The organism is Zunongwangia sp. HGR-M22 (assembly GCF_027594425.1).
GTDB lineage: Bacteria > Bacteroidota > Bacteroidia > Flavobacteriales > Flavobacteriaceae > Zunongwangia.
The window spans coordinates 718,265-744,741 of sequence record NZ_CP115159.1 but is presented as its reverse complement, the minus strand read 5'-3'; the positions used below and the strand labels follow the sequence as shown (position 1 = coordinate 744,741).

At 34.4% G+C, this 26,477-nt stretch carries 26 protein-coding genes; 21 read left to right on the top strand and 5 right to left on the bottom strand.

Features of this window, described 5'->3' with window-relative positions:
• Positions 1-133: 133 nt before the first annotated feature.
• Positions 134-2,764, bottom strand: coding sequence for a valine--tRNA ligase (locus tag PBT91_RS03255; protein ID WP_270060366.1), 2,631 nt, complete (start codon positions 2,762-2,764; stop codon positions 134-136).
• 132 nt (positions 2,765-2,896) lie between these two features.
• Between PBT91_RS03255 and PBT91_RS03250 the strand changes: the two genes are divergently transcribed.
• The 3 genes from PBT91_RS03250 (at position 2,897) to murB (ending at position 5,653) form a co-directional block, all read left to right on the top strand.
• The gene (locus PBT91_RS03250; protein WP_270060365.1) at positions 2,897-3,298 is read left to right on the top strand and encodes a DUF1573 domain-containing protein; all 402 of its coding nucleotides are present in this window, start codon (positions 2,897-2,899) and stop codon (positions 3,296-3,298) included.
• Positions 3,299-3,446: 148 nt separating this feature from the next.
• Positions 3,447-4,640: a pyridoxal phosphate-dependent aminotransferase gene (locus tag PBT91_RS03245; RefSeq protein ID WP_270060364.1), complete on the top strand. Its 1,194-nt coding sequence runs from the start codon at positions 3,447-3,449 to the stop codon at positions 4,638-4,640.
• A 5-nt stretch (positions 4,641-4,645) separates the two neighbouring features.
• Complete coding sequence (gene murB, locus PBT91_RS03240; protein WP_270060363.1) at positions 4,646-5,653, top strand: UDP-N-acetylmuramate dehydrogenase; 1,008 nt, start codon at positions 4,646-4,648, stop codon at positions 5,651-5,653.
• Here the strand turns inward: murB and PBT91_RS03235 are convergent.
• Positions 5,650-6,222: a fasciclin domain-containing protein gene (locus tag PBT91_RS03235; RefSeq protein WP_270060362.1), complete on the bottom strand. Its 573-nt coding sequence runs from the start codon at positions 6,220-6,222 to the stop codon at positions 5,650-5,652. The two genes, murB and PBT91_RS03235, sit on opposite strands and share 4 nt — an antisense overlap.
• A gap of 132 nt (positions 6,223-6,354) precedes the next feature.
• Here PBT91_RS03235 and PBT91_RS03230 point away from each other — a divergent pair, with 132 nt between their 5' ends.
• The 6 genes from PBT91_RS03230 to PBT91_RS03205 all read left to right on the top strand — a co-directional run bounded on the left by PBT91_RS03230 (position 6,355) and on the right by PBT91_RS03205 (position 12,458).
• Positions 6,355-6,558 (top strand): membrane or secreted protein, encoded by a 204-nt coding sequence (locus PBT91_RS03230; protein WP_270060361.1) that lies wholly within the window; start codon positions 6,355-6,357, stop codon positions 6,556-6,558.
• Between the two features lie 6 nt (positions 6,559-6,564).
• Positions 6,565-7,668, top strand: a complete 1,104-nt coding sequence (locus PBT91_RS03225) for a glycosyltransferase (RefSeq protein WP_270060360.1) — start codon at positions 6,565-6,567, stop codon at positions 7,666-7,668.
• Complete coding sequence (locus PBT91_RS03220) at positions 7,659-8,228, top strand: RNA polymerase sigma factor (protein ID WP_270060359.1); 570 nt, start codon at positions 7,659-7,661, stop codon at positions 8,226-8,228. The genes PBT91_RS03225 and PBT91_RS03220 overlap by 10 nt, the downstream gene beginning before the upstream one ends.
• A gap of 76 nt (positions 8,229-8,304) precedes the next feature.
• The gene (lipA, locus tag PBT91_RS03215) at positions 8,305-9,183 is read left to right on the top strand and encodes a lipoyl synthase (protein WP_270060358.1); all 879 of its coding nucleotides are present in this window, start codon (positions 8,305-8,307) and stop codon (positions 9,181-9,183) included.
• A gap of 2 nt (positions 9,184-9,185) precedes the next feature.
• The gene (gap, locus tag PBT91_RS03210) at positions 9,186-10,187 is read left to right on the top strand and encodes a type I glyceraldehyde-3-phosphate dehydrogenase (protein ID WP_270060357.1); all 1,002 of its coding nucleotides are present in this window, start codon (positions 9,186-9,188) and stop codon (positions 10,185-10,187) included.
• Between the two features lie 42 nt (positions 10,188-10,229).
• Positions 10,230-12,458: a tetratricopeptide repeat-containing hybrid sensor histidine kinase/response regulator gene (locus tag PBT91_RS03205; protein WP_270060356.1), complete on the top strand. Its 2,229-nt coding sequence runs from the start codon at positions 10,230-10,232 to the stop codon at positions 12,456-12,458.
• 60 nt (positions 12,459-12,518) lie between these two features.
• Here the strand turns inward: PBT91_RS03205 and lpxK are convergent, their stop codons facing one another.
• On the bottom strand, positions 12,519-13,514 hold the full coding sequence (lpxK, locus tag PBT91_RS03200) for a tetraacyldisaccharide 4'-kinase (protein ID WP_270060355.1): 996 nt from the start codon (positions 13,512-13,514) through the stop codon (positions 12,519-12,521).
• A gap of 185 nt (positions 13,515-13,699) precedes the next feature.
• Here lpxK and PBT91_RS03195 point away from each other — a divergent pair, with 185 nt between their 5' ends.
• From PBT91_RS03195 to PBT91_RS03175, 5 genes are all read left to right on the top strand, one after another.
• Positions 13,700-14,794 (top strand): Nif3-like dinuclear metal center hexameric protein, encoded by a 1,095-nt coding sequence (locus tag PBT91_RS03195; RefSeq protein WP_270060354.1) that lies wholly within the window; start codon positions 13,700-13,702, stop codon positions 14,792-14,794.
• Between the two features lie 2 nt (positions 14,795-14,796).
• Complete coding sequence (locus PBT91_RS03190; RefSeq protein ID WP_270060353.1) at positions 14,797-15,576, top strand: zinc ribbon domain-containing protein; 780 nt, start codon at positions 14,797-14,799, stop codon at positions 15,574-15,576.
• Positions 15,577-15,754: 178 nt separating this feature from the next.
• Positions 15,755-16,321 carry a hypothetical protein gene (locus PBT91_RS03185; protein WP_270060352.1) on the top strand — a complete coding sequence of 189 codons (567 nt, stop codon included), beginning with the start codon at positions 15,755-15,757 and terminating at the stop codon, positions 16,319-16,321.
• Between the two features lie 7 nt (positions 16,322-16,328).
• Positions 16,329-16,991: a peptide-methionine (S)-S-oxide reductase MsrA gene (gene msrA, locus PBT91_RS03180; RefSeq protein WP_270060351.1), complete on the top strand. Its 663-nt coding sequence runs from the start codon at positions 16,329-16,331 to the stop codon at positions 16,989-16,991.
• Between the two features lie 179 nt (positions 16,992-17,170).
• Positions 17,171-18,655, top strand: coding sequence for a potassium/proton antiporter (locus PBT91_RS03175; protein ID WP_270060350.1), 1,485 nt, complete (start codon positions 17,171-17,173; stop codon positions 18,653-18,655).
• Positions 18,656-18,665: 10 nt separating this feature from the next.
• Here PBT91_RS03175 and PBT91_RS03170 read toward each other — a convergent pair whose 3' ends face one another.
• The gene (locus PBT91_RS03170) at positions 18,666-20,021 is read right to left on the bottom strand and encodes an FAD-dependent oxidoreductase (protein WP_270060349.1); all 1,356 of its coding nucleotides are present in this window, start codon (positions 20,019-20,021) and stop codon (positions 18,666-18,668) included.
• A 254-nt stretch (positions 20,022-20,275) separates the two neighbouring features.
• On the opposite strand from PBT91_RS03170, the gene PBT91_RS03165 reads away from it, so the two are divergent.
• The 7 genes from PBT91_RS03165 to PBT91_RS03135 all read left to right on the top strand — a co-directional run bounded on the left by PBT91_RS03165 (position 20,276) and on the right by PBT91_RS03135 (position 25,400).
• Complete coding sequence (locus PBT91_RS03165) at positions 20,276-20,521, top strand: hypothetical protein (protein WP_270060348.1); 246 nt, start codon at positions 20,276-20,278, stop codon at positions 20,519-20,521.
• A 112-nt stretch (positions 20,522-20,633) separates the two neighbouring features.
• The gene (locus tag PBT91_RS03160; protein WP_270060347.1) at positions 20,634-21,290 is read left to right on the top strand and encodes a flavin reductase family protein; all 657 of its coding nucleotides are present in this window, start codon (positions 20,634-20,636) and stop codon (positions 21,288-21,290) included.
• Positions 21,287-21,430, top strand: coding sequence for a DUF2256 domain-containing protein (locus PBT91_RS03155; RefSeq protein WP_270060346.1), 144 nt, complete (start codon positions 21,287-21,289; stop codon positions 21,428-21,430). The genes PBT91_RS03160 and PBT91_RS03155 overlap by 4 nt, the downstream gene beginning before the upstream one ends.
• A 1-nt stretch (position 21,431) precedes the next feature.
• A complete protein-coding gene (locus PBT91_RS03150) occupies positions 21,432-22,721 on the top strand; it encodes a DASH family cryptochrome (protein WP_270060345.1) in 1,290 nt (429 codons plus the stop codon).
• Positions 22,706-24,253 carry a cryptochrome/photolyase family protein gene (locus PBT91_RS03145; RefSeq protein WP_270060344.1) on the top strand — a complete coding sequence of 516 codons (1,548 nt, stop codon included), beginning with the start codon at positions 22,706-22,708 and terminating at the stop codon, positions 24,251-24,253. The genes PBT91_RS03150 and PBT91_RS03145 overlap by 16 nt, the downstream gene beginning before the upstream one ends.
• Positions 24,254-24,415: 162 nt before the next feature.
• On the top strand, positions 24,416-24,571 hold the full coding sequence (locus PBT91_RS03140; protein ID WP_270060343.1) for a lmo0937 family membrane protein: 156 nt from the start codon (positions 24,416-24,418) through the stop codon (positions 24,569-24,571).
• Positions 24,572-24,698: 127 nt separating this feature from the next.
• A complete protein-coding gene (locus PBT91_RS03135) occupies positions 24,699-25,400 on the top strand; it encodes a hypothetical protein (protein WP_270060342.1) in 702 nt (233 codons plus the stop codon).
• An 85-nt stretch (positions 25,401-25,485) separates the two neighbouring features.
• On the opposite strand, the gene PBT91_RS03130 is transcribed toward PBT91_RS03135, so the two are convergent.
• Complete coding sequence (locus PBT91_RS03130) at positions 25,486-26,463, bottom strand: leucine-rich repeat domain-containing protein (RefSeq protein WP_270060341.1); 978 nt, start codon at positions 26,461-26,463, stop codon at positions 25,486-25,488.
• Positions 26,464-26,477 lie beyond the last annotated feature (14 nt).

Here is a 26,477-nt window from a genome sequence, read left to right as displayed (position 1 = left end):
TATTAAGCGATTATTTTTTTCAGCATTCTCGATTCGAAAAATTCTATTTTCCAATCTTACTTTTCTTAAAAAAAAGAGGCAAATAAAAAAGCCCCACTAGATGTGAGGCTTAATTTATATTTGATCTGTATTTTTACTTTAAGCTTGACAAACTTGCTTTTAAAGCTTCAATTTTAGCTTCTGCATCAGCTTTTTTAGCTTTTTCTACTGCAACCACCTTATCTGGCGCATTGTTTACAAAACGCTCATTAGAAAGCTTTTTATTTACTGAATTTAAGAAACCTTCAGTGTATTTTAATTCTTCCTCTAATTTTGCAATTTCAGCTTCTACATCAATTGCTCCACCAACCGGAATAAAATAATCGTTAGATTTCACTCTAAAGGATAACGCACCTTCAACCTGGTCGTTTACATATTCCAGATTTTCGATATTACCCATTTTAGCGATCACTTTGTCAAACGAGTCTGAAACTTTATCGTTATTCTGAATTTTAAGATCAATGGTATTTTTAAACGCAATGTTTTTATCAGTTCTAATTTTTCTAATACCTGAAATAACTTCAGAGGCGAAAGCAAACTCGCTAATAATCTTCTCATCATAAGAAACTTGTTCTGGCCATTTCGCCACGATCAAAGCTTCTTGCGGAGTTCGTTCACTTATGGTTTGCCAAATCTCTTCAGTAACAAAAGGCATAAAAGGATGAAGAATGCGTAGATTATCTTCTAAAATAGTAATTACCGCATCAAAAGTTTTCTTATCGATTGGCTGCTCGTAACCCGGTTTTACCATTTCTAAAAACCAGCTACAATAGTCATCCCAAATCAATTTATAAGTTCCCATCAAAGCATCGCTAATTCTGTATTTAGAATAATGATCTTCGATTTCAGCTAAACTTTTCTGGAATTTTGCTTTATACCAGTCGATTGCAATTTTAGAAGTTTCTGGCTGCTCGATTTCGGCTGAAACTTCCCATCCCATTACCAAACGGAATGCATTCCAGATTTTGTTAGCAAAAGCACTTCCCTGCTTACAAAGATCCTCATCGAACATTAAATCATTTCCGGCAGGAGAACTCAATAACATCCCTACGCGAACACCATCGGCACCGTATTGATCGATCAACCCTAGCGGATCTGGCGAGTTCCCTAAAGATTTAGACATTTTACGACGCTGTTTATCTCTAACAATTCCTGTTAAGTAAACATTTTTGAATGGTCGTTCCCCGCGATATTCGTAACCTGCAATGATCATTCTTGCTACCCAGAAAAATAAAATCTCTGGTGCAGTTACTAAATCATTGGTTGGATAATAATAGTTTATTTCTTCATTTTCTGGCTCTAAAACTCCGTTGAAAACACTCATTGGCCATAACCATGAAGAGAACCAGGTATCTAAAGCATCTTTATCCTGTGTTAGATCTTCAGTAGTTAAAGCTGAATTTCCTGTTTTATCTTGTGCTTTCTTTACTGCATCTTCAAGTGATTCTGCAACTACAAAATCATTAGTACCATCGCCATAATAATAAGCCGGAATTTGGTGTCCCCACCAAAGCTGCCGTGAAATATTCCAGTCACGCACATTTTCCATCCAGTGACGGTACGTGCTTAAAAATTTCTCTGGCACTAAATTAATATCATCACCAACTACAGCATCGATCGCTGGTTGCGCCAGGTCTTTCATTTTTAAAAACCACTGGTCACTTAGTTTTGGTTCGATAACCGCACCGGTACGTTCGCTGGTGCCCACTTTATTGGTATGCTCTTCAGTTTTTACTAAAACTCCAGATTCTTTTAATTCAGCTACAATTTCTTTTCTAACTTCAAAACGATCTTTCCCCGCATAATGCATTCCGAAGTCATTCAGCGTAGCATCATCATTAAAAATATCGATAATTTCAAGATTGTGCTTATCTCCCAACACTTTATCATTCTCGTCGTGTGCAGGTGTAACTTTTAAGCAACCTGTACCAAATTCGAGATCAACATATTCATCTTCAATTATAGGAATCACTCGACCACAAATAGGCACGATTGCTTTTTTCCCTTTTAGATGCGTAAAACGCTCGTCGTTGGGGTTAATGCAAATCGCTGTATCTCCAAGAATAGTTTCAGGACGCGTGGTAGCAATCGTTACGACCTCATCACTTCCTTCGATCTTATAATTCAGGTAATATAAATGCCCTTGTTTTTCCTGATAGATCACCTCTTCGTCAGACAGCGTTGTCTTTGCTTCAGGATCCCAGTTCACCATTCTAAATCCACGATAAACCAGACCTTTCTCATATAGATCTACAAAAACTTTAATTACAGAGGCAGACATATTGTCGTCCATTGTAAACTTTGTACGATCCCAATCGCAGGAAGCTCCCAATTTCTTAAGCTGATCCAGGATAATCCCGCCATGTTTATACGTCCATTCCCAGGCGTGTTCCAAAAATTCCTCACGCGAAAGATCATTTTTACTAATGCCCTCGCTTTTTAATTTTGCTACGACTTTCGCTTCAGTAGCGATAGAAGCGTGATCTGTACCCGGTACCCAGCACGCATTAAATCCTTTTAAACGAGCTCTTCTCACCAAAACATCCTGAATAGTATTATTCAGCATATGCCCCATATGTAAGACTCCTGTTACGTTTGGTGGCGGGATAACAATGGTATAAGGTTCTCTTTCATCTACCTCTGAGTGGAAGTATTTATGATCCATCCAGTATTTATACCATTTATCTTCTACTTTATTTGCGCTGTATTGTGAAGCGATTGCCATAATTGGTCTAGTTTTTGAAAATAAGAGCAAAAGTAATTATAAGTGAAGGAATTTAAAAGGAGTTGAATTGAATATAATTTTTGAACCTATTGCAATTCAGTGTATATTTACTATTCCGAAAAATTTTGAATTATGAAAAAACTAGTTTTAATCACCGTATTGGCCTTTATAGGTTTCAATTCTGCTGTGGCACAAAAAGCTGCCAAGATGAAATTTAAGTCTGAAACTATAGACTTTGGTGAAATAAAAAAAGGAAGCGACGGTGTTCGCGTATTTGAATTTACAAATACCGGCGATATCGATTTGGTTATAAAAGATGTGACTTCTAGTTGTGGTTGTACAATACCTACAAAACCAGAAAGCCCTGTAAAACCGGGAGAGACTGGGAAAATTGAGGTAAAATATAACACAAAGATCGTAGGTCCCATAAGAAAAACGGTTACGGTCTATTCGAATGCTGAAGAACCTACCAAAGCTCTAAAAATTAAAGGTAGAGTTTTGGATGACGAAACTGAGAATAGTGACACAAAATAATAAACGTTAAAAATCTAAAAACTCCCTTTTAAAGGGAGTTTTTTTATGCTTTTTCTGTAGCTCCACAACATCTCTTAAATTTCGATAAATCCTACCAAGATTCTTACTTTAATTTTGCATTTTTGCAACAAACATAAAACGCAAGAGAATGCCTTCTATTTCTAAAAAAGGGCTTAGCATGCCCGAATCTCCGATAAGGAAATTAGTTCCGTTTGCGGAAGCTGCAGCGAAAAAAGGTAAAAAGATATACCAGTTAAATATTGGCCAGCCAGATATTAAAACTCCAGATATTGCCATGCAGGCCGTTAAGAATAATAGTATCGAAGTTTTATCCTATAGCCACTCTGCAGGATTTGCAAGCTATCGCGAAAAACTGGCTAAATATTACGAGAGAAACGATATTCATATTACTGCGGAAGATATTATCGTGACTACTGGTGGTTCTGAAGCGCTATTATTTGCCATGGGCACCATTACCGACCCGGGAGACGAAGTAATTATTCCTGAACCGTTTTATGCAAATTACAATGGTTTTGCAACTTCAAGTGGCGTAACAATAGTTCCTATCGAATCTTCGATCGAAAATAACTTTGCATTACCTCCAATTTCAGAATTCGAAAAACTAATTACAGAAAAAACCAAAGCGATACTTCTTTGTAATCCAGGAAATCCAACGGGATATCTTTACACCAAAGAAGAAGTACAGCAAATCGCCGATCTAGCGTTAAAACATGATCTTTTTGTAGTGGCCGATGAAGTTTATCGTGAGTTCACTTATGACGGAGTAAAACATAATAGCATTATGAGTATTCCAGAATTGGCGAATAATGCTATTATGGTCGATTCGGTTTCTAAACGTTTTAGTATGTGCGGTGCTCGTATTGGATGTTTGGTTTCTAAAAACAAAGAGGTTATCACTACTGCAATGAAGTTTGCGCAAGCGAGATTAAGCCCGCCAACTTTAGCACAAATTGCAAGTGAAGCGGCTTTGGATACGCCACAGGAATATTTTGAAGAAGTAAACGAAGAATATACATTACGAAGAAATATTCTTGTAGAAGGTCTTGAAAAAATGGAAGGCGTAAAAGTTGCTAAACCAAAAGGTGCTTTTTATTGTATTGCAGAACTTCCTATAAAAAGTGCAGACGATTTTGCACAATGGCTATTAGAAGATTTTGAATACCAAGGCGAGACTGTAATGGTTGCTCCTGCTGCCGGTTTTTATTCTACACCAAATACAGGATTAAATCAGGTTCGTATCGCTTATGTTTTAAAAAGAGAAAATTTAGAGCGTGCGCTTGAAATTTTAGAAGTGGCTATTAAAGAATACACGAGTAAATAAAAGATATGAAGGTTATCCACAATGTATCTTTAAAACCCTACAATAGTTTTGGGATTGATGTTAGAGCAAATAAATTCATCAAAATCCAAACAATTGATGGTTTAAAAAAGATTTTGAGGAAAACCTACGCCGAAGAACTTTTTATTCTTGGTGGTGGTAGCAATATGCTCTTAACTGGCGATATTTCTAAAACCGTACTCCAAATTGGCTTAAAAGGAAAACAAGTTCTAGAAGAAAAAGAAGACTATGTAATTATAAAAGCTCATGCCGGGGAAAACTGGCATGAGTTTGTTTTATGGACCCTCCAACAAGATTTTGGTGGACTAGAAAATCTCTCCTTAATTCCGGGAAATGTAGGCACCTCTCCTATTCAAAATATCGGTGCTTATGGAGTAGAACTTAAAGATACTTTTGTATCCTGTGAAGCCATCAATATTCAAACCTTAGAAAGCAAAACTTTTACTTTAGAAGATTGCGAATTTGATTATAGAAATTCAGTTTTTAAAAATAAGCTGAAAGGACAATATATTATTACCAGCGTAAACTTTAAGCTTAGCACGAAAAATCATCAACTTAAGATAGATTACGGCGCTATTGAATCTGAATTGAAAGGTATCGAAAATCCTAGCATAAGAGATGTCTCTGATGCCGTTATTCGAATTCGAGAAAGCAAATTACCCAATCCAGCTGAAATTGGTAATTCAGGCAGCTTTTTTAAAAATCCGATAATTTCTACGGAAGCATTTGTAACGCTACAAAAGAATTTCCCTGAAGTTCCTAGTTATAAAATAAGCGATACAGAAGTTAAAATTCCTGCTGGCTGGCTTATCGACCAAGCCGGATTAAAAGGTTATCGCGATGGCGATGCCGGCGTGCATAAAAAACAGGCGTTAGTACTCGTAAATTATGGTAATGCTAGCGGTAGCGATATTTTAGAATTATCGCTAAAAGTTAGAGAAATTGTTAAAGAGAAATTTGGCGTCGAGCTAGAACCTGAAGTTAACATTATTTAATTATTAGCTTCAATCTTATACAGGTATCCATTAGAACATTCAGCATACTTATCAACTTTAAGTAAATATCCATTCGAACTTTTTAGAAAAATTACGTTGTCCTTTATTATAAATTGAAGTTTAGAACCAAGTATATTCTCTATAAAAAATTCACCTTCGTTATTCTCAATCTTTCTTTTTAGATCCTCATAAGAAACACCTCTATTCAGTATAAAAAACTTAGAAAATTTGGCAGTCTCTTTTTCGTCAAAATCGTCAACTTCAAAACTCTCTAAACTGCTGTTCGTTGGAATAAAAACGGTATAAGGTCCATGATTCTCCAATAAATTTGTGGCTAAATCTGCTTTCTGCAATAAAAAATGAAAATCAGTAAATTCTACATTTTCGGCAATTAGCACGGCTATGCTTCTGGATTCTTGCAGCTCTTCATTTTGCTGCTCCTGTCGCTCATCTGCCACGATTTCTTCCTTTTCAACTTCTTCAACTATAATTTCTCGTTGATGTCGCTTCATTTTCTTACAACTAAGTAAGGAGAAAAAAACTACAAAAAAGAATATATTTTTTTTCATAATATTAAATTACAGCGACTTGAGTTTTAGCTGCGGTAAAAGTTCGTTAAATATTGTAAAGCATTTACTAAACGTCCGACTTATTTTAAAAAAGAGCGAATAATTCGTATTTTTGCACCAGAAGATATTATTATGGAACTATTTGTCATAACAGCGGTTTTATTAGGATTAGCCTTTGCAGGCATTGCAATTAAAATATGGGCGAAAAAAGACGGGAAGTTTGCAGGAACTTGTGCTAGCCAAAGTCCGTTTTTAAATAAAGAGGGCGAAGCTTGCAGTTACTGTGGAAAAATGCCTGATGAAAAGTGTAAAAATCCACAACAACAGACCAATTAATGCTCAATGGCAACATTTCTATTTGCCCTTTTTCTTCTATTTGCGGCAATTAATATTGGATATTTTTTAGCTTTTTTTAAGTTTTCGGCATCCGAATCTTCTGAAGTCTATGCGACTTCATTTCCGGTTTCAGTGATCGTTTGCGCTAAAAATGAAGCTGAAAATCTACAAAACTTTCTTCCTGCTATTTTAGAGCAGGACTATCCAGATTTTGAGGTAATCGTTATTAACGATGCATCTTCAGATAACACATTAGATGTAATCGAAGAATTTCAGAAAATAGATCCTCGTATAAAAATTGTAAACGTTATAAATAATGAAGCTTTTTGGGCCAATAAAAAATACGCCCTTACTTTGGGAATCAAAAAGGCACAAAATGAACATCTAATCTTTACAGATGCCGATTGCGCACCACAATCTATACACTGGTTGCGACATATGACTTCTGGATTTACCGAAGAAAAATCTATTGTTTTGGGTTACGGCGGTTATTTTAAGTATAAAAAATCGTTTATCAATAAATTGATTCGGTTTGAAACACTTTTAACAGCTATCCAATATTTTTCTTACGCTAAAATGGGTAATCCTTACATGGGCGTAGGAAGAAATTTGGCGTATACTTCTAAACAGTTTTACAAACAAAAAGGCTTTGCATCCCATTTACACGTTCGATCTGGCGATGATGATCTTTTTGTAAATGAAGCAGCAACGAATAGAAATGTCTCTATTTGTGATCATACTGAAAGTATAACCAGGAGCGTCCCTAAAACGAGCATTACCGATTGGTTTCGACAAAAAAGACGACATGCTTCTGTAGCAAAATTCTACAAAAACAAGGATAAACTTTTGTTGGGCATATTTTATTCTGCAAGATTGCTATTTTGGATTTTTCTAGTAATGCTGTTAAGTTTAAAATATTACTGGCCATATGTAATCGGCGCCCTAGGTCTTACACTAATTATAGAAGGTATTGTATATTTTCAATCAGCTAAAAAGTTAGATGAGAGAGATATCGTTTGGCTATTTCCTATTTTAGAACCTTTTCTTATACTCTCACAATTAGGTATATTTATTGTAAATACTATTTCAAAACCTTCACATTGGAAGTAAACCAGTCGATTTTATTACAAAAAATCCAAGAAGCAAAAAAAGGAAGTCAATCGGCTTTCAACTATTTGCTGGATCAATTTTGGAATAATGTTTATGGATTTCAGCTTAAAAAAACTCAAAATGAGTATGAAGCTGAGGATATCACTATTCAAACATTTTCAAAAGCTTTTAAAAGATTAGAAACTTTCGATGAAAATTATTCTTTCAGCACTTGGCTTATTGCGATTTCGAAAAATATTCATGTAGATATTCTTCGGAAGAAAAATAGTCAGTTACGCATCAACACTATTTCTGAGGACACCGAAAAAGTGAACACCATCGTAGACGAAACACCTTCTATTGAAGATAAGCTAATTACTGAACAGAATTTAGCGCAATTGCTTCGGGATATAAAAAAATTGAAGCCGCATTATCAGGAAGTTTTAAATCTTCGGTTTTTTCAGGAAAAATCATATAAAGAGATTTCAGAATCGCTAGGTGAACCTATGAATAATGTAAAAGTTAAACTATTAAGAGCTAAGAAATTGCTCTCAGAAATAATCGAAGATCGTAAAAACTAATTAAGGTTCTTAAACTATCAACGTCTAATTATGCTATTAGATAGAATATTGTATCTTTGAATAAGAGATTTTTGCTATGAGTACAGAAACACTTACACCTTCTAAAACAGCTCCTAAAGGAAAACCGAAATGGCTTCGTGTTAAACTTCCTACAGGTAAAAAATATACCGAATTACGTAGTCTTGTAGATAAATACGATCTACATACAATTTGCACATCGGGAAGTTGCCCTAACATGGGAGAATGTTGGAGTGAAGGAACAGCCACTTTTATGATTTTAGGTAATATTTGTACTCGATCTTGTGGATTTTGTGGTGTAAAAACCGGTAGACCAGAAACGGTAGATTGGGATGAACCAGAAAAAGTAGCACGTTCTATTAAACTAATGAAGATTAAGCACGCGGTGGTTACAAGTGTAGACCGGGATGATTTAAAAGATATGGGATCGATCATTTGGGCGGAAACCGTAAAAGCAATTCGCCGAATGAATCCTGAAACCACGCTAGAAACACTTATCCCAGATTTCCAGGGAAATACCAGAAATATAGATCGTATTGTAGAAGTAGCTCCAGAGGTTGTTTCTCATAATATGGAAACCGTACGCCGTTTAACTCGCGAAGTTAGAATCCAGGCTAAATACGATCGCTCTTTAGAAGTGTTGCGTTATTTAAAAGATCAGGGCATTAATCGTACAAAATCGGGTATTATGCTTGGTCTTGGCGAAACTGAAGAAGAAGTTATCCAAACACTACACGATCTTAAAGATGCAAACGTAGATGTAGTTACAATTGGCCAATATTTACAGCCAAGTAAACGTCACTTGCCAGTAAAGCAATTTATCACTCCAGATCAATTTAAGAAATATGAAGCTATTGGTTTAGATCTTGGATTTAGACATGTAGAAAGTAGCGCACTGGTAAGATCTTCTTACAAAGCCCAAAAGCACATCAACTAACAATGCCTAAAAATATTAATCTGGGAATTAACGGTTTTGGCCGAATAGGTCGAAATTTGTTTAGGCTACTTATTGACCATCCTCAAATAAATGTGGTTGCGATAAATGATTTAGCCGATGCAAAAACACTAGCCCATCTTCTAAAGTACGATAGTGTACATGGTATTTTTAATGCCGAAATTGCTACGGAAGAAAATATTTTAATAGTAAACGGAAAAAAAACTGCGGTTTTTAATCAAGATCATCCTTCAAAAATCGATTGGAGTGCTACGGAAGTAGATGTGGTCGTTGAAGCTAGCGGAAAATTTAAAACCCGGCCAGAACTTAAAAATCATCTTAACGGAAGTGTAAAAAAAGTAATTTTATCGGTACCTCCACAAGACGAAACCATTAAAATGGTAGTCCTAGGTGTTAATGAGCATATTTTAGACGGAAGCGAAGACATTATCTCTAATGCTTCCTGTACTACAAATAATGCTGCACCTATGTTAAAGTTGATTCACGAGAATTTTAAAGTAGAACAGGCCTATATAACCACCGTACATTCTTTTACGTCAGATCAAAGCTTACACGATCAACCCCATCGAGATTTACGACGAAGTAGAGCTGCAACACAATCGATTATCCCAACAACCACGGGAGCTGCAAAAGCGTTAACCTCTATTTTCCCAGATCTAAGTAACGTAATTGGTGGCTGCGGAATAAGAGTTCCTGTACCTAATGGCTCGTTAACCGATATGACTATCAATGTCACTAAAGCAACTTCAATTAAAGAAGTGAATCATATTTTCAAGAATGCTTCAGAAAATTCTTTGCGCGGAATTTTAAGTTATACCGAAGATCCTATCGTTTCTAAAGATATTTCAGGCAATACACATTCATGTATTTTTGATGCCGAAATGACCTCTGTAATCGATGGAAAACTAATCAAACTCATTGGCTGGTATGATAATGAAATTGGATATTCTAGCAGGTTAATAGATTTAATTTCGTCTTTATATTAATTTCTGTATATTTAGCAGCAATCTTTAGCAGTTAGCTGTAAAATGAATAAGTTTAATCTTACGTATTTCCTGCTATTTTCGTGCTTTTTAGTTTTTTCTTCCAATGCCCAAAAGAAACAAGATAGAGAAGAAATCACCCATCAAATTGATAGTTTATTAAAACAAGCAGAAGTTTCTGTTAACAAATACCAATTTGATAAAGCCACTGATGAACTTAACCGATCATTAAAATTAGCTCAGGATATCAATCACAAAAGGTATACTGCTTTAGCTAGCAGCATTACCTCTAAGCTTGAATATATACTTCATGATTATGATGATGCCATAGTTTCAATTAATAGAGCTATCGCTATACAAAGAGAAATTATAGACGAAACTGGTCTTGCTTACAGCTATCTTAGCCTTTCTAAAATTTTCACACTTCAGAACAACAAAAAGGCTGCCTTAGATTATTTAAATCTTTCTGAAAAACATTATAATAAATCAAACGATCAAAATTTAGAGAAATATCTCTCCTTACTAAACCTTCAGCGAGGGATAATTGCATTAAACTTAGAAAATGCTGCTAACAAAGCTTTTACATACTTTAAAAAAGCTGGCAAAAGTATAACTTCTATTGGTTCTCCTTATGAATATAGCCGACTATATTACTATCTAGCAAAAACAGAATTAGCTCGAAACAACACGAGCGAAGCTGAAAAATATGCTAAATTAAGTTTAAATGCTGCGAAAAAGAATGAGTTTCACGGCATGGTTATGAGCAACTTTAATATTCTTAGCAATATTTATGAAGCGGAACAACACGATGCTAAAGCACTTAGCTATCTAAAATTAGCCAATAAGGAAAGATATCGACTTTTTGAAGTTAATAAAAGATCCCTAGGCAATGAATCTTATAAAGCTTACGGCAATGATGCGCTTAGAAGCGAAATCAAAGAATTATCTGAAAAAAGAAAAGAAAACGAAAGATCTCTTAAAGTAAACAAACTAACCACCATTTTAAGTGTAGCCTTAATTACTATATTATCTCTACTTACCTTATCTCTTTATAAAAATAACAATCTAAGAGCAAGAGCAAATGGTTTACTTCAAAAGAAAAATAGAGAGCTTACCATCGCTAAGGAAAATGCAGAGCGTGCCACTAAAGCCAAAGCTCAGTTTTTAAGCACAATTACCCACGAGCTTAGAACTCCACTTTATGCAGTTACGGGGCTCACACATCTTTTGTTAGAAGAAAATCCTACAGCTAATCAAAAGGAACATTTAAACTCCCTAAAATTTTCAGGAGAATATTTGCTAAGTCTTATTAATAACATACTTGATCTTAATAAATTAGAAGCAAATAAAGTTGAAGTTTTATATTCTGATTTTGATCTTGAGAAAAGAATTTCAGATGTACTAGTAGCCCTTAAAAATTCTGCTAATGATAAGAATATTAATATTCATTTTGATTTTGATAAATCCATTCCGCAGAAATTAAAGAGTGACCCGCTTAAGCTCTCACAAATTTTAATTAATCTAATTGGTAATTCTATTAAATTTACTGAAAACGGAGATATTTGGATAACGGTTACTCAAATTAGAGAAAGTATAAATGATGTGCATCTACGCTTCGAAATTAAGGATAATGGTGAAGGGATTTCGAAAGAAAAGCAAGAAACTATTTTTGAAAACTTTATTCAGGGATCTACTCAAATTAATCGAAAATTTGGCGGTACCGGTTTAGGCTTATCTATTGTAAAGAACCTCCTTAGTTTGATGGGAAGTAAAATAAATTTAGAAAGTGAGCTTGGACTAGGATCCAAATTTTGGTTTGATCTAAAATTTTTGGTAACTGAATCTGCAACTCCTGCTGAAGGGAACGACCCTAATCTTGTAGAAAATGGTGGTGATTCTTTAGTTGGTAAAGAAATCCTTGTAGTAGAGGATAATAAGATCAATCAAATGATTACCAAAAAAATCTTAGAGAAAAGAAATGCGGTGTGTGAAGTGGCAGATAACGGTACTAAAGCTATAGAAATGGTAAAGAATGCTAATTTCAACTTAGTGTTGATGGATATTCACATGCCTGGTATTAGCGGAATTGAGGCCACAAAACAAATTAGAAAATTTAATTCTAAAATACCGATTATCGCATTAACCGCGGTAACTTTAGATGACAATCTGGATGAGTTTTATCTAAATGGTTTTAATGACATCATCCCAAAACCTTATAAAACAGACGAGTTTTATCGCAAAATAAACAAACATCTTAGCATCAAAAATGCTTAGAATCTAATTTTCGTATCATCCTTTCAGAAATTTACACATTTATACGCTATAGTTTTCAAACTAAAATTCTGCGATAAATTTATTTATGCGCTTCAAAAAGTGTTCTTCATTTTCAACAAAATCGGTTTCAATAGCAACATAAAATAAAGGCGCGTTAATTTTTCCTTTTAAGCGCATAAAATCTTTTTCGGTCGCCAGAATAAATTCTTTGGTGTTTAGGGTAGCTATTTCAGCGTCGGTGAAATTATGATGATCGGCAAATTTAAGATGTTCAAAATTCGCATTTTTGGTTTTCAGAAAAGAAATAAAAGGTCCTGGCTTGGCTATGCCGGTCACTACAGTATAATTGGAGGCTAATTTATCGAATAAAAATTGCTTCCTACCATCAGATATTTTTTCAGCATATTTTATAGTTGAAAAATACAATTCCTGATATTGCTTGATCTGAAGTTTAAATCTTATATGTTCTCGTTCTTTTAGTGTAATCGATTCTGGGCATTTCGTGACCACAATTACCTGTGCACGATCTGCACCAGAATATGTTTCTCTAAGATTCCCTGTAGGCAACATAAAATCATTCGCGTATAAATCGCCGTAAGCTGTAAGTAAAATATTAAATCCTGCCTTTACTTTGCGGTGTTGAAAAGCATCATCTAGAAGTATAATTTCAGCATTTCGTTTTCTTAATTCCGCAATTCCGTTCCTACGATCGGCATCAACGGCAATCTTAGCTTCTGGAAATTTAGTTTTAAATTGTAAAGGTTCGTCTCCTGTTTCAATGGCTTTTTCATTTCCATTTAATAGTAAAAAACCTTCAGTAGATCTTTTGTAGCCTCTGCTTAGAACAGCGATATTTTTGTAATTTAACTTCCGAAGTAAATATTCTATCATAGGGGATTTACCGGTTCCTCCCGCACTTAGATTCCCGACACAAATCACCGGGAAATCGTATGAGGCGCTTTTTAAAATTCGAGCATCAAAAAATTTATTCCTAAACCAAACAATTACGCCGTAGATAAGAGCAAATGGGAAAAGTAATTTTCGTAGTAAATTCATATTATGCAGGCTATAATATTTATCTTTGAAATCGAATTTTTATCGATTTAGCTTTTGAAAAAAATATATGTTATTGTTAACTTCAGAAGATATAAATCCTAAAAATTAATACATTATATTTTAAGCTTATCAGTCTTTAAAAAATTGATAAAAACACCTAAATAAGGTTTTCAAAATTTAAAAATATGATTATTCAGGATATCATAAAAGAAATTGAAGAATTTGCTCCATTAAATTATGCTGAGGACTTTGATAATGTTGGGCTCTTAGTAGGTGATAAAAATGCTGAAGCCACCGGAGCTTTAGTAACCTTAGATACTCTTGAGGCAACCGTAGATGAAGCTATTGCTAAGAATTGCAACCTTATTGTCAGTTTTCATCCAATTATATTTTCTGGACTTAAAAAAATTACGGGAAAGAACTATGTTGAACGAGTGGTGTTGAAAGCTATAAAAAATGATATCGCAATCTATGCAATCCATACAGCTTTAGACAATCAATATAAAGGTGTGAACGATATGATTTGTGAGAAAATCGGGCTCGTAAATCGACAAATTTTAATTCCGAAGAAAAACAGCATCAAAAAACTACTCACCTATGTTCCTAAAAATGATGCCGAAAATGTTAGAAAAGCACTCTTTGAAGTTGGCGGCGGCAGCATAGGAAATTATGATAACTGCAGTTATAATGTAAACGGGCAGGGAAGTTTTAAAGCAAATAAAAATGCTAATCCCGTAATTGGCAAACGAGGTACTATTCATTACGAAGAAGAAACACAAATAGGAATTACATTCCCAGCGCATTTAGAAGGCAAAGTTTTAAACGCGTTGTTCAAATCTCATCCCTATGAAGAAGTTGCTTACGAAATCTATACGCTGGAAAACACAAATCAGCACTTAGGTATGGGAATGGTTGGAGAATTGGAAGAACCACAAGATGAAGAATCCTTTCTAAATTCTATAAAATCAACATTTAATACGGGTTGCGTAAGACATTCGGCATTCTTAGAAAAACCTATTAAAAAAGTTGCCGTTTTAGGTGGAAGTGGCGCTTTTGCGATCGAAAATGCAAAAAGAGCCGGTGCAGATATCTACATCACGGCAGATTTAAAATACCACGACTTTTATAAAGCCGAGAAAAACATCATCTTAGCCGATATTGGACACTATGAAAGTGAACAATTTACAAAAAATTTACTATATTCTTTTTTAACGAAAAAATTTAGTAATTTTGCACTTATTTTAGCAGAGACAAATAGCAATCCTATCAAGTATATTTAAGTATGGCAAAGAAAAATGATCTTACTGTAGAAGAGAAGTTAAGAGCTTTATACGATCTTCAGTTGGTAGATTCCAGAATTGATGAAATTCGAAACGTGCGAGGCGAACTTCCTTTAGAGGTAGAGGATTTAGAAGATGAAGTAGCCGGACTGAATAAACGTTTACAAAAATTAGATGATGATATCGATGTGATAAACACCGATATTAAAAGCAAGAAGAATCTTATTGACGAGTCTAAAACGACCATCAAAAAATATTCTGAGCAGCAAAAAAATGTTCGTAACAACAGAGAATTCAACGCATTAAGTAAAGAAGTTGAATTTCAGGAGTTAGAAATCGAACTTGCAGAGAAACACATCAAAGAGTACAAAGTTCAAATCGAGCAAAAAAAGCAGATTATTGAGCAAACTCAAGAAAGACTTAAAGATCGTGAGGCTCACTTAGAGCATAAAAAAGGAGAACTTGATGCTATCTTGGCCGAAACTGAGAAAGAAGAACAAGCACTAATCGATAGATCTGAGCAATACGAAACAGAAATTGATACCCGTTTAGTAAAAGCTTACAAGCGCATTCGTACCAATGTTAAAAATGGACTAGCCATTGTACCGGTAGAACGTGGTGCATCTGGAGGATCTTATTTTACTATTCCGCCACAGGTTATTATGGAAATTGCCGGAAGAAAGAAAATCATCACAGACGAGCACAGTGGTCGTATTCTTGTAGATGAAGATCTTGCGAAAGAAGAAAAAGAAAAAATGGACAAACTTTTCCAAAGCATCTAATCGCTTAGAAATTTGATTCAATCATATCAAAAACTGCTTAGAGATATTCAATATTTCTAAGCAGTTTTTTTATGACCAAATTTCAATATTGAAAACAGCAACAATATTGATTAACAAGTATTTCACAATAAAGCAAGCTTAAAAACTTAACTTTACTTGGTAACTAACGCAAAAATTCATGATAAAGAAATCTTTTATAATCTTTTTCGCTTTACTGGCTTTTGCCTGTAAAAATGAAAATAAAGAAAACTCTACAAATCCTGACGTTAAGGTTGAAAGTAACGAGCGAGAAGTAGATGAAGAAAATGATATTAATCGCTATGATAATATTGATAATCTTTCAGATTCGATAGACACTTCTAAAACTAATAGCGCTGCCGGAGAAATTTCAGGGAGATATACTAAAGAAGATAAGTTAGATGAAGCGTGCAACTGTTATTGCATTGAAGTAAGCCTTACCGGAAATTCTGAATTCTGCCTTCAGCCAAATCAAATTTATATTAATGTAAGATTTGAAAAAGAGGATAATGTTTACCACGCTTATTATGTAAGCCCATCTTCTAAAAATAAAGACAAAAATTTACCTTGGGAAGATTTTTCTATAGACGATCCTATAGCAACACTAAATCCTAAAAAAGATGGATTGGAACTTGATTGGATAGGCTTTAAAATTGATGGAAAAATCGCTAAAGATTATGCCATCTTCGGAAAGAAAACATTAGAAGGTAATTTTACAAAAAATTAAGTAAAACATGAAACGATTTTTTTTAACAACTATAAGTCTGGTTCTTTTTGCCTGCGGAAATAATGCGCAAAACAAAACAGTTACCAAACCGGAAATAGCGAATGCAGATCCCGTTGAAGTTCCTTCAGAAAATGGACTAGAGAAAGCCTATTTTGCCAGTGGTTGTTTTTGGTGCGTAGAAGCCGTTTACGAAAGTGTAAAAGGTGTAAAAGAATCGATTTCTGGCTATTCAGGAGGACATACCAAAAATCCAACCTACGAGCAAAGTAATACCGGTAGGACGGGCCATGCGGAAAGTGTAGAGATTATTTATAATCCAGAAGTTGTGAGTTTCGAGACATTAGTTCGCGTATATTTTGGATCGCAAAATCCTACACAGGTTAATGGACAGGGACCAGATCACGGTTCGCAATATCGCTCTATTATATTTTACCAAAATGAAGAGCAAAAGAAAACAATAGAAAAAGTAAAAGCTGAAGTTGCCAAGAATTATGATAAGCCGATTGCAGCTGAAATTTTACCTTTTCAGAAATTTTGGGTTGCAGAGGATTACCATCAGGACTACGAAAAAAATCATCCAGAAAATCCTTACATACGCAACGTTTCTATACCAAGAATCAATAAATTCAAACAAAAATTTCCCGAGCTTTTAAAAGAAGATGCGCATTAGAATTTAGAGAGATTTAAAATTCAAGCTACCCGAAATTATTAATTTTAGGTAGCTTTTTTCTTTTTCTAATAATAGTTCTATGACCAACTATTTAAATTAAATCTTCATTACAAGCATATCAATATTTGATCCCGACTATCACGTAAAAGTGTATTTTTGCTGAAAAATTATATTATTCCATGAGCATTACCATCGAGAACATTCTTTTAGTAGGTTCCCTCCTACTTTTTATTAGTATACTTGCTGGTAAAACTTCTTATCGATTTGGTGTTCCCACATTGGTTCTATTCCTTTCTGTAGGTATTTTAGCGGGAAGTGAAGGTTTGGGAGGTATTTATTTTAACGATCCCGAAATTGCTCAATTTATTGGTATTGCTTCTTTAAATTTCATCTTATTTTCAGGAGGATTAGACACTAATTGGAAAAGTATCAAACCTGTTGTCTGGCAGGGTATATCATTATCTACTTTTGGTGTATTATTTACAGCTCTTGGCGTTGGTACTTTTGTTTGGGCGATAACCGATTTTTCAATTTACGAAGGTCTGCTACTAGGAGCTATTGTTTCCTCTACAGATGCTGCAGCAGTTTTCTCTATTTTACGATCAAAAAATCTTGCCTTAAAATCTCACTTGAGACCAACTTTAGAGCTAGAAAGTGGTAGTAACGATCCTATGGCTTATTTTTTGACCATAGCATTTTTGGGACTGGTACTAAATCCTGAAGAAAGTATTTGGACTATAATTCCTCTTTTTATTCAACAAATTTTAATTGGTGGTTTATTAGGTTTTATACTTGGTAAACTATGTAAAATCGTAATCAATAAGATAAAATTAGATTTTGACGGATTATACCCTGTTTTAGCCATTGCGCTAATGTTTATCGTTTTTTCTGTTACCAACTTTATGGGTGGTAACGGTTTCTTGGCGGTATATTTAAGTGGCGTTTATCTGGGGAACCAAAACCTTATCCGTAAGAAAACAATTATGCAGATGTTTGATGGTCTTGCATGGCTAATGCAGATCGTCCTTTTCCTGACTTTAGGATTATTGGTTTATCCAAGCCAGATCGTTCCTGTAGTAGGTATTGGCATTATAATTTCACTATTTTTAATTTTTATAGCACGACCGCTGGGAGTATTTATTAGTCTCAGTTTTTTTAAGATGAAAATGAGACGGCGTTGGTATGTAAGCTGGGTAGGACTACGCGGTGCTGTTCCTATTGTTTTCGCCACTTATCCACTTTTAGCCGGTGTAGAAAATGCTAATTTTATTTTTAATATTGTTTTCTTCGTTTCCCTTAGTTCGGTGATCATCCAAGGAACAAGCCTCGCTGTAGTTGCCAAATGGCTACATGTGGCTTTGCCCAACAAAGTAAAACCTAAAAGCCAGGTAGAAAGTTTTTTATCTGAAGGTGCTAAATCTGTATTGAGAGAAATTCTTATTCCTGAAAAGAACCATGCTGTAGGCAAACGTATTGTTGATCTTGGATTTCCTAAGAAAGCTATTATTGCTATGATTTCTAGACAAGAACAATTTATCACCCCAAAAGGAACAACAGAAATTGAAGCCAATGATATTTTGATTGTTCTTAGTGAAGACGATCGTACAATGACTCAGGTTTACAATACCTTAGAACTAAAAAATGATCATGAAGAAATAGAATAGTTCTTAGATACTATACCGGAAGCTCTTCGCCCAGTAATTCCAAAATTTTATGTTCTACTTCAAAAGTATCCCATTTTCCTTCAATATCAGGAATATTCATTATCTCTTTCATTATTGCTTCCTGCTTATCTCCTGTTTTTAAAGCTTCAGCATAAGAGTGATTAGAAAAGGTTACTCTGGAATACAAAGGAACCCAGGATTCCGGGTGATTTTCAGCAAATTTCTTTTCAATTTTTTTCTGAAGCAAAAATTTAGGATCGGCCGTTTTGCTACTCATTTCAATAAAATTACGGTAACTTAATTCGGCAATGGCATCAGCATTTGGTTTTCTTGCAATTTCGTATTCAGAAAATATTTTTCGCCAATCATCCCCATGTTTTTCCATTTTATCAAAAAGCACAGAAATATCTTCAAATCCGGCATTCATTCCCTGCCCGTAAAACGGTACAATAGCATGAGCTGAATCTCCTATTAGCGCAACTTTATCACCATATCGCCATGGAAAACACTTTATCGTAACCATGGTACTAGTTGGATGCGTAAAAAAATCTTTTTTCAGGTTAGAAATATCTTCTTTGATATCCGGAAAATATTGTTCAAAAAAAGCCTCGGCCTTTGCTTCGGTATCAATACTCTCAAAAGACACTTCACCTTCAAAAGGCATAAAAAGTGTACAGGTAAAACTACCATTTAAATTAGGCATGGCGATAAGCATAAACTTCCCTCTGGGCCAAATATGGAATGAGGCATTATCAAGTTTATGAGAACCGTCTATATTAGCAGGGATGGTAAGTTCTTTATAACCTACATCTATAAAATGTTGCGAATAATTAAACCTGCTTTGGCGCTGCATTTTATGGCGAACTCTAGAAAAAGCGCCATCTGCCCCAAAAATAAGATCAAATTCATATTTTTTCCAAGGCGCAGTTTCAGCATCACCGGTATAAAGTGTGGTTTGCTTCATATCGATATCCCAAACTTTTTCTTTAAACTTAAAAACAGTACCGGCTTCTTCTGCCAGGTCTATCATTTTCCGGTTTAAAATTCCGCGGGAAATAGAATAAATAGCTTCACCATCTTTGCCATATTTCTGGAAATATAGCGGCTTATCATTTACGTGCATCGCCCTTTTATCTAAAGGCAAGGCCAATTTACGAACCTCATCTTCCAAACCAATCCTTCGCAAGGCATCCCAACCGCGATTAGACATAGCCAGATTTATGGATCTACCTGAGAATTCTACTTTACGAACATCTGGACGACGATCAAAAACGGTAACCTGGTGACCTGCTTTAATTAGATAAATTGCAAGTAATGAGCCTACAAGACCAGAGCCTACAATTGCAATATTTTTGGATTGTTGCATGGATTTTTTTGAAGTACGGCAATTGTTCTATTTCTAAACAAACGCGGTTAGGTTACAAAAATACAGATATTTTATTAATAGGCCTTTTGCTTTTGCATTTACGTAACACTTAGCAGATTTGCGTTTGCTTTTCCACTACTACATTGAATGAAATAACTCATAATCTTTCATTAAATCGATACTAAAATTGGTTAATAGACAGATATCAGAACATTATAAATTATAATTTTAAAATCTATCTAAAATTAAAAATTATGGATCAAGCAAAAATTGATAATATGCGTTCGACTTTAAATAAGCTCGAAGACATAAAAAATAGCCAAGAAAGCATTATCGATAAAATTAACCATGTGATCACAGATCTTTTTGAGCATCCAGATAAAGAGCTAGAGAAAGCAATGGAAAGTGCGCATCAAAAATCGTCTGACAATGTTGAAGCCGTTGCAGAAGCTATAGAAGACTTTGAAATGAAAATCAATCAGCTAGAAACACAGGATTAATTTAAAAATCCATTAACAGCCAATAAAAAATTGGATTAGTAACTTGAGGTCAGTTTAGAGAAACTGACCTCTTTTTTTGTTTAAAAATCACATTCTACAAAATAGCTTTCTTATGAAACATGTAAGCGCAAAGGAAATCGAAAGTATGGAAAAGATTTTTCGATTAAACCTTATAAATAGTATTACGGGCTATAAAAGTGCCAATCTAATCGCTACAAAATCTAAAGATAAAGGTGTGAATGTAGCCGTATTTAGTTCGGTTACACATCTTGGGAGCGATCCTGCCCTATTAGGTTTTATTACTCGCCCCGATACTGTTCCTCGCAATACGTATAAAAATATAAAGGATAACAAGTATTTTACAGTAAATCACATTCATCAAGACATGATTGCCAAGGCACATCAAACCGCTGCCAAATACGATGAAGAAGTTTCTGAATTTCATAAAACCGGCTTGGAAGAAGAATATTTAGATGACTTTTTTGCGCCTTATGTAAAGCAATGTGCGGTAAAAATTGGTTGCGAATATGTAAACGAATACCAAATTGAAGAAAACGGAACTGCACTAGTTATTGGCGCCATTAAACATGTTTATTTTGATGAAGGCATCCAAACACCAGATGGTTGGTTACGATTGGAAGATGCCGGTACGGTTGCCATTAATGGTTTAGATGGTTATGCCCTGCCAGCGCTTTTAGATCGATTTCATTATGCAAGACCAGGCCAGGAAATTAAAAGCTTTTTTGATAACAATGAACCTAGAGATTGAAAAATGTAAAGAAGGAAAATCTTCCGCAAAAGATCTGCCCAGTTTGCAATAAACCATTCAGTTGGCGTAAAAAATGGGCTAAAAATTGGGAGGAAGTTAAGTATTGCAGTGAAAAATGCCGCAGAAACAAAACAAAATAACATGAGTGCAGGACTAATCTGGTTTGAAAATAATTTAAGAATTAAGGACAATAAGGCATTAGCTGAAGCTTGCAAAAATCACGATCGCGCAATTGCTATTTATTGTTTTGATCCCAGAAAGTTTGAAATCACTAGATACGGTTTCCCAAAAACTGGAAAATTTAGAACGAAATTTCTAATTGAAAGTATTATTCAACTTCAGCAAAATCTAGAGAATCTAAATATAAGTCTTCTTATTTTTCAGAAAAAACCGGAAGAAATTATTCCTGAAATTGCCGAAAATCATAAAATTGAAGCCCTTTATTTGCAGGAAGAATGGACTTCAGAAGAAAGCAAAGTTATTGAAGCGGTAAAAAATAAACTTCCAAATACCGAATTTCGATCTTTTTACACGCAATTTTTATTTCATCCTGATGATATTCCTTATAACGACTTCAGTGAAATTCCGAAAGTCTATACAGAATTTCGAAAAAAATGCGAGAAACATGTTGAAGTCCGAAAAGAAATTGAAATTCCGCAGCAAAAACCAAACAGTAATTTACTAAAAAATACTTCAGAAATACCGAGTCTTGATCAATTAGGATTTGAAGAATTTCAGCAGGATTCCAGAACGGCTTTTCCGTTTAAAGGCGGTGAAGACGAAGCTTGGAAAAGAATTCAGGAGTACTTTTGGGACACCAAAAAGCTTTCAGAATATAAACAAAAACGAAACGGACTACTGGGTAAAGACTATAGTTCTAAACTTTCTGCTTGGTTAGCACACGGAAGTATTTCTGCAGTAAGTATCTATCATGAAGTTAAAAAATTTGAAAAGGAAATCACCAAAAATGAAGATACGTATTGGTTGATTTTCGAGCTTATCTGGCGAGACTTTTTTAAATTCATTTCTTTAAAACATGGCAATTCAATTTTTAAGCTCGGCGGAATTCTGAATAAAGAATTAGATTGGAATTTCGATAAAACCAGTTTAAAAAATTGGATTAATGGCGAAACCAAAGAAGATTTTGTGAATGCGAATATGAAAGAAATTGCCAAAACCGGATTTATGAGTAATCGTGGTCGGCAAAATGTAAATAGCTATTGGGCAAAAGAATTGGAACAGGATTGGCGAGCCGGTGCTGCATATTTTGAGAGTGTTTTGATCGATTACGATGTGCATAGCAATTGGGGAAATTGGATGTACAATAGCGGTGTCGGGAATGATCCGCGTGATAGAAAATTCAATATCAAATCTCAAGCAGATCGTTACGATCCAAATAATGAATACCAAAATACATGGTTGAAACATTGAAAAGACTACGATTAATTTTAGGCGATCAGTTAAATCATCAACACAGCTGGTTTAAAGAAGAGCAGGAAAATATCACCTATATTTTTATGGAAATGCGCCAGGAAACCGATTATACGGTGCATCATATCCAGAAAGTAGTAGGTTTCTTTTTAGCGATGCGCAATTTTGCAGATCATTTAAAAGAGCGTGATCATCAAGTTATTTATTATCGTATTTCAGATGAAAATAATCAGCAAGATCTAGCCGAAAATATAAAACAATTGATTGCTGAAAATGATATTGAAAAGTTCGAGTATCAATTACCAGATGAATATCGTTTAGACGAACAATTAAAAAAGATTTGTGATTCGCTTTCGATCCAAACGGAAGCCTACGACACCGAGCATTTTTTGACTAAACGTGATGATCTTGAAAAATTTTATGCAGGCAAGAAGCAAATGACTATGGAGTATTTCTACCGCGATATGCGAAAGAAATACGATATTATGATGGCTACCAAAAACGATCCTGAAGGTGGAAAATGGAACTTTGACAAATCGAACCGAAAAAAATGGACAGGAAAACCTGAGATTCCGCATGAGCGTGGTTTTAGAAAAGATGTTTCAGCTTTAGTAAAAGAAATTGAAGAAGCCGGCATCAAAACAATAGGCAACATTGACGAGAAAAGCTTCAACTGGCCCACGTCTAGAGAAGATGGTCTTTCTGTTCTAAACTACTTCTGTAAAAATCTTTTAATTCATTTTGGGGATTTTCAGGATGCGTTGCATACCGATAAAGCTTATCTTTTTCACTCCCGACTTTCCTTCTGCATGAATACGAAAATGCTAAGCCCAAAGGAGGTTATTGACTCGGTTGTTGGATATTATTATGATCATACAGATGAAATTGATATTTCTCAGGTTGAAGGTTTTGTGCGGCAAATTTTAGGTTGGCGAGAATATATGCGTGGTATTTATTGGTTAAAAATGCCGGGATATCGCAGAAGTAATAAACTCGATAACCAAAATGAGTTGCCTCCTTTTTATTGGAATGGGAATACTAAAATGAATTGCTTGCATCACGCTATTACCCAAAGTTTAGATAATGCGTATGCGCATCACATCCAGCGCTTAATGATTACCGGCAATTATGCGTTGCTTACGCAATGCCATCCTGATGAAGTTGATGCTTGGTATTTAGGGATTTATATCGATGCGATTGAATGGGTAGAAATCACCAATACCCGCGGAATGAGTCAGTTTGCCGATGGTGGAATAGTTGCCACCAAACCCTATGTTTCTAGCGGTAGCTACATTAATAAAATGAGTAATTATTGTAAAAATTGCCATTATAAAGTAAGCAAAAAAACAGAAGAAGATGCCTGCCCATTCAATAGTTTGTATTGGAATTTTCTAGATGACAAGAAAGAATACTTCAGAAACAACCAACGAATGAATATGATGATGAGTTTATTAGAAAAGAAAGATGCTCAAGAAATTACTAAAATTAAAGAGCGTGCAGCCCAAATTATTAAAAACCCATCAGATTTTTAACAAACGAGTTAATTACGAGTTAAATAGTTTTAGTGGATTGTGCTTTTATCTAAATTAGCTTCAACTAACTGTTAAGAAAGCATTTAATGCTTGCTAACTAACCAAAAAATTAAACGAACAATTAACTAACGTGGTTGCTAAGCCACCAAAAAACCAACTGAAATGAGAGATTTAATTTGGCTAATTATTGTGTTACTAGTTATAGGATGGCTTGTAGGTTATTTTGCATTTCCAGATTTAGGAAGCATCATACATATCCTTATTGTTATTGCTGTAATCTTGATATTGTATAAATTACTCACAGGACGTAGGTTATAATTCAACTACATTTCTAAAATCTACAAACCTCTTGATCTTCAAGAGGTTTCTTTTTTTTTATCGCGCTATTTAATTAAAAATCTAATTGATTGTTTTGTATCTTTATTGCTACGCTAAACATTAAGAGATGAAAAAAATTATTCTACCCTTTCTATTTGTACTAAGTATCGTTGCATGTAAAAATACCGAAAATGAAAATACTTCTTCGGAAATGGATACTGAAACTACTGAAGTAACCACATCAAATGAAAAAGAAGGTATCGGCAAAACCATCGCAATGGCTAATGGTTTAGATAAATTTGAAAAAGCTGAAGAAATTGAGTTTACCTTCAACGTTAAAATTCAGGATTCCCTTCGAAGCTCTCGACACTGGAAATGGAATAGAAAAACAAACGAGATTAGTTTAACCGAAGGCGACACCACTCTTAGCTACACTAAAAACGACTCTATCCCTCAAGATAAAAAAGACATTGATCAAAAATTTATAAATGATTCGTATTGGTTATTATTCCCTTATCAATTAGTATGGAGCGATGCAAAACTTACTGAAGAAAAAGAAGTCGCTGCACCTATTAGCGGTGATACCCTTAGCAAATTAGAGGTTGCTTATAGCAATGACGGTGGATACACTCCGGGTGACACGTATGATATTTATTACGGAAATGATAATATGATCAAAGAATGGGTTTACAAAGCTGCTGCTGGCGATCGCCAAATGGCTACAACCTGGGAAGATTACGAAGAGTTTATGAGCATCCCAATTGCCAAAATGCATAAATCTGAAGATGGAAGTTTTCAACTTTACTTTACCGATATTGTAATAAAATAAACTTCATTTTTTATAGAATATTAAAGCCAGATATTTATAATTTTTCATATAAATCGCTGGCTTTTTTATTTAACTTTGATTGGGGCTATAACTCTTTCCAGTCTGGAGATCTGAAATCTTCTTCAACTATGTTTTGAAAAAGTTTAATTTCTTCATCAGCTATTTTATGGTTTCCACCAGTAAGCAATAATTTTAAATGTTTCAGATCTTTAAGATTAAGAATACTTTCAATATTATTATCTGCAATTCCTAGTTCCTCCAGATTTTTCAGTTTTTCTATTCCATTCAAATTTTTAATACCTGTATGCCATAAATACAATATTTTAAGCTCAGCTAAACCTGAAATTGTATTTATATCTTCTAAAGAATTATCTGAAGCAACAAAATTTGTGAGATTGGTAACGGAATCCAGAAAAGACAATTCATTTATAAAATTTGATGAAATATCTAATTGCTGTAAATTTGGATGTAATTCCTCGAATATTAACTGTGATATATAATTATTAGATAGGTCTAAACTTCTCAGTCGTTGCATCGACTTTATTGCTATCTTTTTTAATTTATTATCGGAAATCCTAAGATGTCTTAAACTATTATGGGTGTGAAAATCATCGAAATCTTCCATAAGATTACCGCTTAAGTTTAGCGTAGTAAGAAACTTACAAATAGACAAATGATCAGCTTTTTCAACAGAATTATTGCTTAAGTCTAACCATGTAATTTTGTGCTTATTTGTAAAACAATCTATATTTAAAATTTGATTATTACTAAGATCTAATGCCGGTAAAGACTCCAGTTTTTTTAACGGTGTTATGTCCATTATCAAATTCCTTTCCAGGAAAACCCCTGTTAAATTTGTTAATTCAGATATTGGAGCAATATCTTTAATATTATTCCGGCCCAACTGTAACTTACGCAAATTTTTAAGGTATTGTATCCCATCTAAATTTTCAATACCCTTATCTCTAGCGTTCAGTTCTATAATAGATTCTAAATCTTGAGCTTTAGTAGTTACAATAACTTCTCTAAGATTTTCATCCTTAATTTTTGACAATCCTTTCATTCTATTTCTTCTAT